The following is a 14,316-nucleotide window of genomic DNA, read 5'->3' as shown; positions in this document are numbered from 1 at the left end:
GGTGCTCAAACTCCTGCTGTTCCAGCAGTCGCACCCCGCTCCAAGGGGCGGGGGCAGTGCGTGGCGATATTCCCACGGTCCAGTGTATCGAGTCTTTCAGCGCTACTTCAGTTACTCCAGCCTTCCCCGATGTCGCACACGGTCACAAGTCGCGCCCTTTCACGGCTTCGCGTGAGTCTGCACCACTCCCCATAGTACAAAACACTTTGTCCCCCGAGGACAAACGGTACACCAGAGTGCTGAATATGAGGGATATGAGGTGAAAGAAGTCACCGCCAGTTATAACCCGCGTGACATCGAAACGCGAGTCCAGGATTACTGGAAGAGCGAAAATACCTATGCACGCGTCCAGGCGCTGCGGAAGGATGGAAAAGCATTCTTTTTCGTCGACGGGCCGCCGTACACCACCGGCCACATCCACCTCGGCACCGCCTGGAACAAGATCATAAAGGACGCCATCCTCCGGTATCACCGGATGCGGGGCGCGAACGTCATCGAGCGGGCCGGTTACGACATGCACGGCCTCCCCATCGAGGTGAAGGTGGAGCACCAGCTCGGGTTCACCTCCAAGAAGGATATCGAGGAGTACGGGATCGCCGCGTTCATCGAGCAGTGCCGGACGTTTGCCGTGACGCACATGGAGATCATGAGCGACCAGTTCCGGAAGCTCGGCGTCTGGCTCGACTTCGACAACCCCTACCAGACCATTGATCCGGGCTACATCGAGTCCGCCTGGTGGGCGATCCAGCGGGCCGACGAGCGCGGGCTCCTCGAGCGCGGCCACCGGGTCGTGAACTGGTGTCCCCGGTGCGAGACGGCGATCGCCGATTCGGAAGTGGAGTACTGGGACGAGACCGACCCCTCCATATTCGTCAAGTTCCCGATCGTCGGGCGCGAGAATGAATTCCTGGTGATCTGGACGACGACGCCCTGGACGCTCCCGGCGAACGTTGCGGTGGCGGTCAACACCGCGTTCACCTACGCGCGGGTGCGGGCGAAGAAGGACGGCGGCGAAGAGATCCTCTGGATCGCCGACGAACTCGTCGAGCCCGTCCTGAAGATGGGCCGTTACCAGGATTTCACAGTCCTCGAACGACTGAGCGGGAGCGACCTGGTCGGGATGGAGTACACATCCCCGCTCGCCGGCCAGGTTCCCCGCCAGGCGGAGATCCGGCACCGGGTCGTTGAGGCCGACTACGTCACGCTCGAGAACACCGGCCTCGTCCACATCGCCCCCGGGCACGGGTGGGACGACTACCTTGTCGGCATCCGGGAAGGGCTAGAGACCTTCTGCCCTGTCGATGCAGGCGGGTGCTTCACCCCGGCGGCCGGGGCGTTTGCGGATATGTACGTCCGGGACGCAAACGATGTCGTCATCGACGCACTCGGCGGCTACCTCCTCGCCCGGCGGACGATCACCCACCGCTACGGCCACTGCTGGCGGTGCAAGACCCCCATCATCTACCGGGCGACGGCACAGTGGTTCCTGAAGGCCACCGAGATCCGCCAGCCGATGCTCGATGAGATCGCGAAGGTGAAGTGGTACCCCGAGTGGGCGGGGAGCGCCCGCTTCCATGATTTCGTCAAGGATTCCCGCGACTGGTGCATCTCCCGGCAGCGCTACTGGGGTATCCCCATCCCCATCTGGCACTGCGAGCAGTGCGGCGGACACACCGTCATCGGCACCATCGCCGAGCTCGAGGATCGGTCCGGGGCGAAGGTTGCCGATCCCCACCGCCCCTACGTGGACGCGGTCACCATACCGTGCTCGTGCGGCGGAGAGATGCACCGGGTGGCCGACATCTTCGATGTCTGGTTCGACTCGGCGGTCGCATCCTGGGCGACCCTCGGGTTCCCCCGGCAGCGTGAGGCCTTCGATCGTCTCTGGCCGGCAGACTTCATCACCGAGGGGCAGGACCAGACCCGGGGCTGGTTCTACTCCCAGCTCGGGGCGAGCACCGTGGCGTTCGGCCGCGCCCCCTACAAGAGCGTCCTGATGCACGGGTTCGCTCTCGACGCCGAAGGGCGCAAGATGAGCAAGAGCACCGGGAACGTCGTGACGCCCGAAGAGGTGATGAACCAGTTCGGCGTCGACGTCCTCCGGTTCTACGTCCTCTGGGCGAACGCACCCTGGGACGACCTGAAGTTCAACTGGGACGGCGTGAAGACCATCCACCGGGCACTCAACATCCTCTGGAACGTCTACCGGTTCCCGCTCCCGTACATGGTCCTCGATTCGTTCAGGCCGGCATCGGAGGCCGGAGGCCTCTGGGACGAATCGTTCATCCGGACCCATATCGCCGATATGCCGGAAGAGGACCGCTGGATCATCTCCCGGGTAAACTCGCTCGCCCGGACGATCGGGGAGGACATGCAGGAGTACCACCTTCACCGGGAGACGCGGGCGCTCGCCGCCTTCATCCTCGAGGACCTCTCCCGCTGGTACGTGCAGCTCGTCCGGCCCCGGATGTGGCTCGAAGAGGATTCGCCGGAGAAGCGGTACGCCTACGAGACTTCCTACTACGTCATGCGCCGCCTGACAGCGCTCCTCGCGCCGTTTGCCCCCCACATCACCGAGGAGATCTACGGCAACCTCCGCGAGGAAGGAGACCCGGAGAGCGTCCATATGCTCGACTGGCCCGAGGCGGACGACCTCCTGATCGATCTGCATCTGGAAGCCGACATGGAGGTCATCCGGTCGTTCGACGATGCGGTCGCCACCGCCCGGCAGGCCGGGAGGCGGAAACTCCGCTGGCCGGTTGCGGAGACTGTGGTCGTCACCGAAAGCGTTGACGTGAAGGCAGCTCTCGAAGACCTCAACGACCTCGCCCTGAACCGGGCGAATGCCCGTACGGTCAGGGTCGTTACCGGGACATGGGACAGGATTCTCTGGCAGGCCGAGCCGGTGATGCGGGCTATCGGCCCGGAGTTCGGCAAGGAGGGGCCGAAGGTCAAAGCGCTGATCGAACAGGCGGACGGCACCGTCCTGAAGGCCGCCATCGAGCGGGACGGAAAGGTCGGACTCGACGGCTACGAGATCACCGCGCGCCACGTCACCTTCACCGAAGCCCTCCCCGAAGGTGTCTTTGCCGCCTCCATGAAGGACGCAATGGTCTACGTGGACGTCACCCTTACCCCGGCGCTGGAGGCCGAGGGCTATGCACGCGAAGTGATCCGGCGGATCCAGGAGATGCGCCGCCAGCTGGACCTGAACGTCGACGATTTCATCGTCGCGGCGGTGGATGTCGCCGATGAGCGGGTGGCCTCGCTCATCGGGGAAGAGGAGTGGCAGAACGAGATCGCCGGCGAGGTGCGGGCGGCAGCCCTCACCGTCCGCCGCACCGACGGAGAGAGGCCGGCGGAACCCTTTGCGCTCGAGAAGGACTGGGACGTGGAAGGCGTGCAGATGCAGATCGGCATCTCACGCGCCGGTGAGTGACCGGATCAGGGCGACCCCCTCCGGGGTGGAGAAGAGGGGCGTCTCCTCCGGTTCCCGGATGCAGGTTCGCGTAGCCTCGACGGTCTCCCCCGTCAGGGGGTTATACCCCTCTTTTATGCACTCTTCGCGGTAGAGGAGCGTTCCCCGCCGCTGCCAGGCCGGCGTCGCCGCCAGGTTGACGCCCCGCTCGAACATCATCTCGTGCATTGCATCGGACTGCATTCCCCGGAGCGCGGCGGCGGCCTCCCGCGTGGTCATCCCCTCATCGACCAGCGCGCTCTGGCAGTAGGCGTTGATGTGGTTCCGCCACGCCTCGTTCTGCCTTGACGTGAGGTACTCGACCGCAAACTCTCCTGCTGCGGGGATGGTCCGGGCATCGAACGCAATGGGTTCGGCACATTGAAGCTCGATCGTCAGCACGCTCGCCGCAACCGCGGCGGTCACGGAGTCGATCTTCTCCACCCTCCCGGAGAACGGCAGCGTCTTAAAGTAGAGGCTGATCTCGTCGGAGAAGGTGTAGGCAAACGTGGGGGATAGGCCGCTCCCGGTGAGGAGGTAACGGCAGACCGCCCGCATGCTCGCGCAAAAGGCGGGATCGAACGGCTTTTTAAGATCGAGCGTACTTGTCAGGCGGTGGAAGGCCCGCCCGTCGAGCCTGACAAAAACAGGAGGAAAGATGGTGAGATTCGAGAATATCTCACGGTCTCTGGTATCCATATGCTATCGGCAAAGATCCCCGGACAGGCCGGATATCGCGGTCACTCATCTTTTGCCGGCGATCTGAAGATCCCGGGGATATGGCGGACGATGACGATATCTCCTATGCTCTTTACGATGCGGAAGGGGATCTGCATTCCTGCGTAGCCCTTTACCTCTCCGATCTCGGGGTTGAGCTCGCCGACTGCAAGGGCGTCGATCTTCTTCTGGTCCACATCGAGTACGACATCATCAACGTTCCCGATAAAGACAGCCCTGTCGGTATAGACGCGAAGTCCGAACATCTCTGTGATCTGTGTTCTCATCGGTATCCTCTGAAGGTATATTACTATAAATGATAAAAAGATACTCCTTTTCATGGAAGCGTCGCTACAGATCGGAAGGCTGGCCGGAATCCCGGTCAAACTGCACTGGAGTTTCCTCCTGGTGATCCCCCTCTTTGCCTGGATCATCGGGAGCCAGATCCTGCTCACGACCGAGTTGATCGAGGTCCTCTTCGGTGTGCCGATCGACACGACGCTGATCACGGAGGGGTTCAACCCCTACATCCTCGGCACCGTCGTCGCGCTCGGCCTCTTTGTCGGTGTCTTCATCCACGAGATGGCCCACTCGCTCATCGCCAAGGCAAAAGGGATCGAGATCCACAGCATCACGCTCCTCATCCTCGGGGGTGTCTCCCAGATGGAGGAGACGATGCCGGACCCGAAAGTGGAACTCCCCATGGCGCTCGCGGGCCCGCTCACGAGCCTTGCAGTCGGCGTGATCTCCAGCGCCCTGGTCTACGTCTTTGCGGCAGTCGATCTGGACCCGGGCATCGCCGGCGTCCTGGTCTTCACCTTCGGCTATCTCGGTCTCTTAAACGTCCTGCTCTTCGGGTTCAACCTCCTCCCGGCGTTCCCCATGGACGGGGGGCGCGTGCTGCGGGCGTGGCTCGCCCGGCGGATGCCGCTCTCCCGGGCGACCCGGATCGCCGCAGACGTCGGGAAGGGATTTGCCGTCCTCTTCGGGATCGTCGGGCTCCTGCTCTTAAACCCCATCCTGATCATCATCGCCTTCTTCATCTACATCGGGGCGAACCAGGAGGCTAACTACCTCCGCTACAACATCCTGCTGCAGGACGTCACCGTGGCGGACGCGATGAGCAGCCCCGTCGTCACCGTGGAACCGACGACGCCTCTTTCGCGAGTGCTGGAGATGATGTACGAGACGAAGCATCTCGGCTTTCCCGTGGTGGACCGGGGATCGCTCGTCGGGATCATCGCCCTCGCCGACGTCCACAAGATATCGCCGGCCGAACGGGAAGCGATGCAGGTGCGGGACGTCATGACCCGGAACCCGACCACACTCCTGCCGTCGGCACCGCTCATCGACGCGCTGAGGATCATAACGGGCCAGGACATCGGGAGGATTCCGGTGGTCGCGGACGATACCCTGGTCGGGATCGTCACCCGGACGGACGTGCTCAGGGTGATGGAGTTGAGAGAGGAGGTGTAGGAAGCGACGTTCCTCCGAAACATCGCATAACCCATGCACGGATTTCCATCGGCTATCGCCACGCACTGCCCGCCCCCCTAGGGGGGCGGGAGGAGCGCGAAGCGCGGGCGGCGGGGGGCTTTTGAGGAGAGCCATCCTGTGTGAGGAGACAGGGGAGGGGGGATGCTACCCCCTCGAAACTCTTCGAGTTTCTCATGCTCACTCCGTTCGCACCTCGCACCTAACGGTGCTCAAGCTCGCTACGCTCGCACCTCGAAGCCTAACGGCTTCTCGTGCTCTGTTCCTATCGGAACGTCGCACTCCCCGTCAGCCCCACCCCCAATGGCGATATCCACGGGAAATCCGTAAATGAGGTTTGCAACTGACTTAAAGGGCGGGAGGTGAGCACCATAGGAACTTCATTCTTCTGGAATGGAGTTTGAGCTCAGCCAGATACGGACAAACATGGTTTCTGGAGAGAACACCACCAATAAAGAGACCCCCGAACTAAAACCTCATCACACCTTCGATCCCCGTCTCCCCCACGACCTTCCGGAACTCCGCGAGGCTTCCGAACGGCCGGCGGGCGGCGATGGTTGCGGCCCTCTTCTTGCCGACGCCGGGGATCCACCGGAGCGCCGCCACCGGCAGGGTGTTGACCTCCACCGGGCAGGGGAGGGCCGTCACCGACCGCATCCCCCAGTCCACCACGACGGCGTCGAGCACCGTCCTTGCCGGGAGTTCGAGGGGGATCCCGACCAGGATGGGGTACGAGCCCATCTGCCGCCCGAACGACGGTTTCCCCGGGATCTCGACGACGACACCCGAAAGGATGGTGCCGGCAGGGAAGACCCGGCGGAGCATCGGCTCGTCGAACTGCGTCCGGGCCCACTCCTTGAAGGTGCGGAACCGGGAATCGTGCTCCCCGAGGGTGTTCTCGTCGTATGCCGTCGTTCCCTCGAACGGCATCAGCTGCCGGATGTTCACCCGCCGGACGAGAAGACTGGCATCGAGCACTCTCTGGAGGAACGTCTCGTTCGCGTCGAAGGTCGCCGCCGTCTCCCCCGCGAGACCGACGATGAAGTTTAAACCCGGCAGGAGTTCCGGAACGCCCCCCGTCCGCTTTCCGCCGACATCGTTCACGATCTCGATCGCGCGGAAGACGTCGTCCGGCATGGCCTTGAGGTTGTTTGCCGCGACAACCGCCGGATCGGCAGTCTCCATACCGAAGGCCGCGGTGTCGCCGGGGGTGTGACCGGCCACGATCGCCGCGAGCGCCGCCCGTGCCGCATCCTCGTGCCGGGCGATGGTGCCCGGGTTGATGTTGTCGATGTGCAGGGTTTTGAGGTCAGGGGCGCTTGCCCTGACGGCCGAGAAGAGTTCCTCGAGCACCTCCGGACGCGGGACGGGGAACTCCCCGCCGCCGCTGCTTTTGTAGGCAAGGAGGTCCGGCTGTCGGCCGAGCCTGAAATGGCGAGCACCCGCCGCATGGAGCGCCGCCACCTCCTCTGCGATCCCCTCGATGCTCCGGTAGCGCGGCAGCCCGTAGAAGGGCTCGGTGCAGAAGGAGCATCCCCCAACCGTTGCCCGGGAGCACCCGGTCGCGGTCTCGAGCTCGCACATCACATAGGGGAACGCCGGATGCTCGCCGATGATCCCTGCGCCCGCCACGCACCAGGGGTCGGTCAGGGAGTAGTCGCCCGCCCCTGCGGGTTCGCCACCCGAGAGCCAGGCACCCAGCGCGACCGCAGGCGACCCCGAGAGCGTGACGTCGAACCCGGCGATTGCCTGCCGGATTGCCTTCTTCCCGCCGCCGGAAGCATAGCCGAAGGCGATCGGGCCGCCGATCGCGGTGGTCGGCTCCCGGAGCAGGATCCCGATCTGCTGGACCTCCGTGAGGGTTGCAGGCTTCCCCCCGATGTAGGCACCGGGCACGGTCAGGCCGGCGATCATCACCACGAGGTCTTCCCTGCCGGGGGCGGCCGCGAGGGAGGGGTCGGCCCGGACCTGGTCGATGGTGACGTAGCGGGGAGCGTACCCGTGCTCGATCAGAACGCCGGCGACCTCCCTGATATAGGGGGAGATGTAGGGCGCAACACCGAGGCACGCGGGCTCGTCGACGTAGCCATCGATGATGAGAGCGCTAGAGGTCATGGCCAATCAGGCGGAGGAGCTCCCCCGCCCAGTACAGTTTTCCCCGCTTGACGGGGTCGACGTCTCTGTCGGCGAGGTCGAACCCGACGATCCGGACGCTCGCCGCCCCCAGTTCGTCGGCGGCAAAGACCGCCCGGTCGCCGTCGGTGAACCCGCCGAAGTTATGGACGTGAGGCAGGGGGGCCGCCTGGGTGGTGGCGACGAGCGGGCCGGGGATACGCGGAACCCAGTGGCGGAGGAGCGGGACATTGTCGCCGTGGGCGTGCACGACCATCACCGTCCCCTGCTCCGAGAGGTCGATGAAGGTGTCGGTCGCCCCGTCGAGGTCGGTGAAGACCGCGTCGGGCCGGATCCCGTGGTCCACGAGCACCCCGGCTGCCGCATCGGCGGCAAGCACCGTCCCCTCGACCCGGTCGAGCTCCTTCGGGAGAGAGGGCGCGTTCCCGCAGACCGTCACCGTTCTCCCCCGGATGAGCGCTTCAAGCAGCCCGATGTCGTCCCGGCCGTCGACAAGATCCGCAAGCAGCCGGGCGGCCGCCTCGTCCGCCTCGCGTTCAAACCCGAAATACTCAAGAATTGCAGTGTAGTGAGGTTCCCAGTCTGAAAACCTCATTGTTTATCCTCGTTGTCCAGGCCGACGATGCTGGAGAACCTTTTCAGGATCGGGTCGATGATGAGATCGAGCAGGCCCTCCTTCTCCTTAGCCATGGAGAAGTAATTGAGCGGTATCATCGCTGCGGCCATCGTGGCATGACCGCCCGCCTCGCCGATAGGCCCGAAAGCCTCGGCCATCACGTTCCCGAGATGAAGCCTGATGTCTTTGTTCCTGGCCGAAATGATGATATTCTGGTCGCTGATGCCGTAGACCAGCGCCGTGTTCACGCCCTCGAGGTGGATCAGCATATCGGCCGCCTGCGGGAGAGCGTCGCGGTTCCTGATGTAGCCGACGTTGGAGAAGAGGTAGCCGCTCTTGATCCGCCGGTTCCGGATGGCGTTCCCGATGATCTCGACCGTCTCCTGCGATATGGAGGGAGAGGTGATCTTGTCGAGGAGGTCCGAGTCGGTCAGGGGAAGGAGGAACGCCGCGTAGTTGAGGTCCTGGGGGGTGACGTTCCTCTTGAAGTCCCTCGTATCGGCTCTGATACCGTAGAGGAGCGCGGTGGCTACCGATTTGCTCACCGGGATATCGAGCTCCATCAGGTACTGGGTCATGATGCTCGCCGTGGCGCCGACCCCCGGCCTGATATCGATGAAGTCGGCGACGGTAGCCGGATGCTCGCCGTTCTTGTGGTGGTCGATGATGATGTTGACCCGGGTGGACTTGGGGAGCTCGTTGTTCGCGCCGGGTGCGGATGAATCGACCAGGGCGATGTAGTTGCACTCTTCGAGGATCTGGGGAGTGAGCCGTTCCATCTTGATCTCAAGGAGGTTGATGAACGCCCGGTTCTCCTGGTGCCCGATGTCCCCTTCGTAGAGGATGCGGCAGTTGAGTTTGTTGCGGCTCGCGTGCCTGGCGACCATCGAGAGCGCCATGGCGCTCGAGATCGAGTCGGGATCGGGGTTTAGATGGGTGACGATGCAGAGCGTCCCCTCCCAGGCGGCAAGCATATCGTAGAGCCGCAGGGCGAGCCTTGACGAGTGGAGCTTCCGGATGTGGTGGATGGCGGTCCTGGCCACCACTTCCTGCGGGTAGAGGACGATGTCGGCACCTTCCTGCTGAAGGAGGTCGACGCTGACCGGGTCGGTGGCGCGTGCGATGACGTAGGTCGCCGGGTACCGGTTCTTGACGGTCTTAAGGGCGGCCAGGTTGGCGTCCCGGTCGTTCGCAAGGATGAACGCAACCTCCGGCACGGGCAGCCCTTCCATGAGGTCCGGGTCCCGGAGGTCGCGAACGAGCGCTTCGTACTTCTGGTCCCGAAGATCCTCCACCCGTTTTTCGTCCTTATCGAGGATGATGAGATCTTCGTTCTCCTGCTCGAGCTCCTCTGCGACGTTATAGCCGGTGCTTCCGCAGCCAAAAATCATATATTTAATACGTTCTTTCGAAACGTTCTGGACCGCCTCAGGCATGCGTACAATGGTGTAACTTCTCATGGTATTAAGGGATTCCATTTCGGCGATTTTCGAGAGGGTTCCATAAGATTTATACCCTTTCCCGTGCCATACTTTTAGGTCAGATACATGGGCCTGTAGCTTAGTTCGGCAGAGCGACGGACTCTTAATCCGTAGGCCAAGGGTTCAAATCCCTTCAGGCCCGTCGAACTCTCGATTCTCTTCATCGTTTGCATCCGGTATCGATTCTCCAGCGACGACCGTCCGGTTCCCGCGATAACCCCCCGGAGTCTGGTTCCTCCACTGCAGACGGGGCGCCCGGCCGTCAGGTCAACCCCCATCGGCCTCCGTCCGCGCCATTGTTTCTCACGGAAGGCCGGTCGTTGCGATGGTAACAGGGTTCCGAAGGCACATGTATGTCGCTGCTATATAAATCCTGCTCCGACGAAAAATCCGGGAGAGCCCTGTGCGGGGGACGGAGATCGCCCGGGGCTCCCTGTTCCGCACTCCCTGCCACAGGCAGGACGGCAGGGTCGAAAAGAGTGGATTCGCGATACGCCGCGTTTTCTCAGGGTGACTCGACGGTTCCCCGGGTCACCGCCCGATCTTCAAGAGCATCTCCTCGAGCGTCGGGTAGTGCGACTCGATCCGCTCGATCATCGCACCGTCTGCCGCAAGCGTCGCGGTCGTCCGGTTCAACTCCTCGATGGAGTGCGCTTCGGCGAGGTACCGGCCGTCACCGGCCGAGTAGCCGACCGACGTGGCGAAGGCCGCCGGATCGGGTATCCGGAAGAAGACCTGGTAGGTGATCGAGCCGAAGGTCTCCCGGAGTTCGGGCATGGTGCCTTTCGCCACCACCTTCCCCCGGCGCAGGATCAGCACGAGATCACAGGCCTCCTCCACCTGGAAGAGGTTGTGGGCGGAGAAGATCACCGTCTTGCCCCGGTCGCGCAAGCCTTTGACGTAGTCGAGCACCGACCGCGAGGTCATGGGGTCGAGGCCGGAGGTGGGTTCGTCGTAGATGAGCAGGCCGGGGTCGTGCATCAGCGACCGCGCGATCGCAACCTTCCGCTTCATTCCCTTCGAGAGTTCCCCGATCTTCTTCCCGTCAGGCTCGAGCGCGAGCGAGGCGAGGAGTTCGTCGCGCCGTTCCCGGATGGCCGCCTTCGGGAGACCGTAGATCTCGCCGAAAAACGCGAGATACGCGTCAGTGGTCATCGTCTCGTAGAGCCGGGACTCCTCGGGGAGGTAGCCCAGGTTCTGTTTCAGGTCGAGCGGCCTTTTCGCGGGATCGATCCCGTCGATGACGAGGCTCCCTGCCGTCGGCGCGATAAGACCGGCCATGATCTTCAAGAGTGTCGTCTTGCCGGCGCCGTTATGCCCGATCACCCCGAGTATCCGTGCGTCGTCGAGGTCGAAGGTGACGCCGTCCAGGGCCGGGAAGTCGCCGTAGTGCTTGACAAGAGAGCGGGCCGTGATCATCTGGTATCCCTTATGTCTCCGATGCCTACTAATAGGTTGCTGCACAGAGATATGGTTCTCCGAAGCCTTCAGGGATTACCATGAGTCTTGCCTCCTCCATACGGACGATCGCCGTCTGGGAGATGAGCCGGTCGATGACCACGATGGGGAGAAGCGTCCTCCCGCTCGCGGCCGGGCTGCTCGTCCTCCTTGTGCTGGTGACGGCGTTTGCCGCCCAGAGCGGCGTCCATATGCAGGACGGCATGTATCGCATCGGCATCGACGACCCCGACGTCGCCCGCGTCGTCGCCCCGGACACCCGCTTTGCCGCCTACCTCGACGACGGCCCGGCCCTCTGGGAGAACCGGTTCGCATACGACATCGTCATCCTGCAGGGCGAGGTCTACGCTGCAGACACGGATAAAGGGCGGGCGGCCTTAAAGGCGCTCGAACGGGACTACGAGACCTACGTCTCCCACGTGGCCGCCGCAGAGCCCGACCTCTTCGCCGCCTACCCGCTCTGGATCGATCTCCAGTACGTGAAGAGCGAGATCGACTTCCTGGCTACCCAGAGCGGGCAGCAGGTCGGCGCCCCGGCGGATGCCCGGAGGCCTCCCGCCCCCTCCGGCCCGGTCGAGGCGGTGACCGTCCCGCCGTCGGCCATGCCGGTCTCCGAGGACGACCTCCGGGAGCACCTCGCGGAGGCAGGGAGCGGCCACCCCCTCAAGCGCTACACCGGCATCATCTCGGGCGACCCCGCGACGGACCGGTTCCGGACACCGTCGGAGCTCTCCCCGCCGCTCCCCTTCGACGCGCTCGTTCTGGTCTTCGTCTTCATCTTCCCCCTCTACTTCACCTCCCAGTTCTTCATGATGAGCGTGATGAACGAGCGGGTGGGAAGAGCCGGAGAGGCTCTCCTCTCCACCCCCGTCCGGCCGTCCGCGATCATCATCGGCAAAGCGCTCCCCTACTTCACGATCATGCTGCTCGTCGCGGCCGCGATCACCCTCTTTGCCGGGGCACCGCTGACCATCCTCTTCCCGCTCGTCCCGGTCATCCTCTTCTTCCTTGCAAGCGCCCTGATCATCGGGATGGCCGCCCGGAGCTTCAAGGAACTCTCGTTCGTCTCGATCTTCTTCTCGACCCTCGCCACGTCGTACCTCTTCTTCCCGACGGTCTTTGCGAACACTCACGTCATAAGCATCATCTCCCCCCTCACCCTGGTCGTCCTCGAGATCCAGGGCGACGGGTTCACCGTCGCGGAGTACATCTACTCGACCGCGCTCTTCTTTGCAACGAGCATCATCCTCTTCTACGCAGGAACCGTGAGCTTCCGGGAGGAGCGGCTCTTCTCGGAGAGACCCCTCACGGCAAGGTTCGCCGACTTCGTCGCGGGCGGGATCTCCCGCGACCACCCGCACCTCTCGCTCTTCCTTCTTTCCGGCTTTACGATACCGTTCGTCTTCATGGTCCAGATGCTGACGCTCGTCCTCTTCTTCAACATCCCGATGCCGCTCTCCCTCGTCCTCCTGACCGTCTCTGCGGCGTTCATCGAGGAGTTTGCCAAGTCGATAGGGCTGTATGCGATAGCAAGGGAACGTCCCGGGTTCCTGACGCCGAAAAACCTGCTGTGCGCAGCGGCAGTCATCGGCCTCGGGTTCCTCGCCGGGGAAAAACTCCTCCTCTTCGCCACGCTCGCCCAGATCACCGAGTCTATCTTCGGGAGCGTCCTCTTCCTCTCCCTCCAGGTGCTCTGGATGCCGCTCCTCCTCCACATCGCCGGGGTGCTGATCACCGGCGGCTTCCTCGTGCTCTGGGGGCGGCAGGGCTACGGGCCGGGGCTCGTCGCGGCAAGCGTGGTGCACAGCCTCTACAACCTCCACTTCCTCATGGGGGCGCTCCTGTGAACGCACGCCATATCGGCATCGTTGCGAAGAAGGAACTCTCCGGGCTCTCGTCGGAGAAGACGATCGTCTTTGCCATCCTCCTGCAGGTCTTCATCGCGATGTTCTCCTCGTTTCTGATGGTGGGACTCACCGCCATGTACGACCCGGAGGCGCTCGAGGGCTACTCGACGGTCGCCTACGGCGTCGGCTACGCCGGGGCGGACTCAGCCCTCATCGACGAGTTCGAGAAGAGAGACGACCTCATCCTCCACCGGATGGACCTTGATGTGGCACTTGCGGCGCTCGGTGAACGAAAAGTCGCGGCAGTCGTCTATGTCCCGGATACGCCGCCGGACGCAGAAGAACCGGTCAAGGTCACGCTCTATCTCATCCAGAACGACCTGCAGTCGAGTGTCATCAACGTCAAGGTAAAAGAGGTCCTCCAGGGCTACGAGAAAGAACTCCGGGAGGTCCGGGCCGACCGGATGACCGCCTTCCCGGTCTCGCTGAACTTCCCCGAATCCGGCGGCGGAGAGAACTTCTTCGAGTTCGTCTACGGCCTCCTCATCCCGCTGCTCGTCCTTCTCCCGGCGATCGTCTCGGCGGCCCTGATCATAGACCTCATCACCGAGGAGTACCAGCGCCAGACCCTGGAGACGCTCATCTCGACACCGGTCACGTTCGCGGAGATGGTCTGGGGGAAGATCGCCGCCTGCGAGGTCCTGGTCCCGGTCCAGGCGGGAGCATGGCTCCTCCTTCTCGGGTTCAACGGCATCGCCATCGATAACGCCGCCGCGATCCTCCTCCATGCCTCTGCGGGCGGACTCTTCCTCATCCTGCTCGGCACTCTCGTCGCGCTCCACTACCGCGAACGGACGAGCGCCCAGTTCATCTTCTCGACGGCGCTCGTCGTGGTCTTTCTCTTCGTCATGGCCGTCCCCTACAACCCCTTGAACCTCATGGTAAGGCTGGCGGTGGATACCGCCGGCCCCGTCCACTGGCTGATCCTCGCGCTGGTCGCGGGCGCGACGGTGCTCCTCGGATGGACCGTCACGGCCTACGCCCGGCGGGTCGGGGAAGCCGTCCGGGGAGCCCGGTGAGGTTCCCCGCCGGCCCATCCCCGGGGGTCACGGC

The 14,316-nt window shown here is 63.6% G+C and carries 10 protein-coding genes and 1 tRNA gene; 5 read left to right on the top strand and 6 right to left on the bottom strand.

From position 1 onward, the window contains the following. Nucleotides 1–259: 259 nt before the first annotated feature. Complete coding sequence (gene ileS / locus DIC75_RS03555) at nt 260–3,439, top strand: isoleucine--tRNA ligase (RefSeq protein WP_250986624.1); 3,180 nt, start codon at nt 260–262, stop codon at nt 3,437–3,439. Here the strand turns inward: ileS and DIC75_RS03550 are convergent. Then, complete coding sequence (locus DIC75_RS03550) at nt 3,422–4,156, bottom strand: tRNA(His) guanylyltransferase Thg1 family protein (RefSeq protein ID WP_250986623.1); 735 nt, start codon at nt 4,154–4,156, stop codon at nt 3,422–3,424. The two genes, ileS and DIC75_RS03550, sit on opposite strands and share 18 nt — an antisense overlap. Before the next feature lie 41 nt (nt 4,157–4,197). Next, on the bottom strand, nt 4,198–4,461 hold the full coding sequence (locus tag DIC75_RS03545; protein ID WP_250986622.1) for a PRC-barrel domain-containing protein: 264 nt from the start codon (nt 4,459–4,461) through the stop codon (nt 4,198–4,200). 52 nt (nt 4,462–4,513) lie between these two features. On the opposite strand from DIC75_RS03545, the gene DIC75_RS03540 reads away from it, so the two are divergent. Then, the gene (locus DIC75_RS03540; RefSeq protein WP_250986621.1) at nt 4,514–5,650 is read left to right on the top strand and encodes a CBS domain-containing protein; all 1,137 of its coding nucleotides are present in this window, start codon (nt 4,514–4,516) and stop codon (nt 5,648–5,650) included. Between the two features lie 486 nt (nt 5,651–6,136). On the opposite strand, the gene DIC75_RS03535 is transcribed toward DIC75_RS03540, so the two are convergent. Genes DIC75_RS03535 through DIC75_RS03525 form a run of 3 tightly spaced genes read right to left on the bottom strand, consistent with a single transcriptional unit; the run spans nt 6,137 to nt 9,895 of the window. Beyond that, the gene (locus tag DIC75_RS03535; RefSeq protein ID WP_250986958.1) at nt 6,137–7,783 is read right to left on the bottom strand and encodes a radical SAM protein; all 1,647 of its coding nucleotides are present in this window, start codon (nt 7,781–7,783) and stop codon (nt 6,137–6,139) included. After that, nucleotides 7,773–8,396 (bottom strand): 6-hydroxymethylpterin diphosphokinase MptE-like protein, encoded by a 624-nt coding sequence (locus DIC75_RS03530; protein WP_250986620.1) that lies wholly within the window; start codon nt 8,394–8,396, stop codon nt 7,773–7,775. Before DIC75_RS03530 ends, DIC75_RS03535 begins: the two co-directional genes overlap by 11 nt. Then, nucleotides 8,393–9,895, bottom strand: a complete 1,503-nt coding sequence (locus DIC75_RS03525) for a DHH family phosphoesterase (RefSeq protein WP_250986619.1) — start codon at nt 9,893–9,895, stop codon at nt 8,393–8,395. Before DIC75_RS03525 ends, DIC75_RS03530 begins: the two co-directional genes overlap by 4 nt. Nucleotides 9,896–9,966: 71 nt before the next feature. Here DIC75_RS03525 and DIC75_RS03520 point away from each other — a divergent pair. Beyond that, nucleotides 9,967–10,040: transfer RNA gene (locus DIC75_RS03520), tRNA-Lys, on the top strand. A gap of 389 nt (nt 10,041–10,429) precedes the next feature. On the opposite strand, the gene DIC75_RS03515 is transcribed toward DIC75_RS03520, so the two are convergent. Next, nucleotides 10,430–11,317: an ABC transporter ATP-binding protein gene (locus tag DIC75_RS03515; RefSeq protein WP_250986618.1), complete on the bottom strand. Its 888-nt coding sequence runs from the start codon at nt 11,315–11,317 to the stop codon at nt 10,430–10,432. An 80-nt stretch (nt 11,318–11,397) separates the two neighbouring features. On the opposite strand from DIC75_RS03515, the gene DIC75_RS03510 reads away from it, so the two are divergent. Next, entirely contained in the window at nt 11,398–13,203 is a 1,806-nt protein-coding gene (locus DIC75_RS03510) for an ABC transporter permease subunit (protein ID WP_250986617.1), read from the top strand. Then, nucleotides 13,200–14,282 (top strand): ABC transporter permease, encoded by a 1,083-nt coding sequence (locus DIC75_RS03505; protein WP_250986616.1) that lies wholly within the window; start codon nt 13,200–13,202, stop codon nt 14,280–14,282. The genes DIC75_RS03510 and DIC75_RS03505 overlap by 4 nt, the downstream gene beginning before the upstream one ends. Nucleotides 14,283–14,316 lie beyond the last annotated feature (34 nt).

Origin of the sequence: Methanoculleus oceani, assembly GCF_023702065.1 — an archaeon.
Taxonomy (GTDB): Archaea; Halobacteriota; Methanomicrobia; order Methanomicrobiales; family Methanoculleaceae; genus Methanoculleus; species Methanoculleus oceani.
The sequence above is the reverse complement of the archived record's forward strand: the minus strand, read 5'-3'. Positions and strand labels throughout refer to the sequence as shown.

Excerpts from the sequence above, each read along its gene's own strand:
- DIC75_RS03525 (WP_250986619.1), bottom strand. The coding sequence starts at position 9,895 with ATGGAATCCCTTAATACCATGAGAAGTTACACCATTGTACGCATGCCT.
- DIC75_RS03550 (WP_250986623.1), bottom strand. The coding sequence starts at position 4,156 with ATGGATACCAGAGACCGTGAGATATTCTCGAATCTCACCATCTTTCCT.
- DIC75_RS03545 (WP_250986622.1), bottom strand. The coding sequence starts at position 4,461 with ATGAGAACACAGATCACAGAGATGTTCGGACTTCGCGTCTATACCGAC.
- DIC75_RS03530 (WP_250986620.1), bottom strand. The coding sequence starts at position 8,396 with ATGAGGTTTTCAGACTGGGAACCTCACTACACTGCAATTCTTGAGTAT.
- DIC75_RS03515 (WP_250986618.1), bottom strand. The coding sequence starts at position 11,317 with ATGATCACGGCCCGCTCTCTTGTCAAGCACTACGGCGACTTCCCGGCC.
- DIC75_RS03540 (WP_250986621.1), top strand. The coding sequence starts at position 4,514 with ATGGAAGCGTCGCTACAGATCGGAAGGCTGGCCGGAATCCCGGTCAAA.
- DIC75_RS03510 (WP_250986617.1), top strand. The coding sequence starts at position 11,398 with ATGAGTCTTGCCTCCTCCATACGGACGATCGCCGTCTGGGAGATGAGC.
- DIC75_RS03535 (WP_250986958.1), bottom strand. The coding sequence starts at position 7,783 with ATGACCTCTAGCGCTCTCATCATCGATGGCTACGTCGACGAGCCCGCG.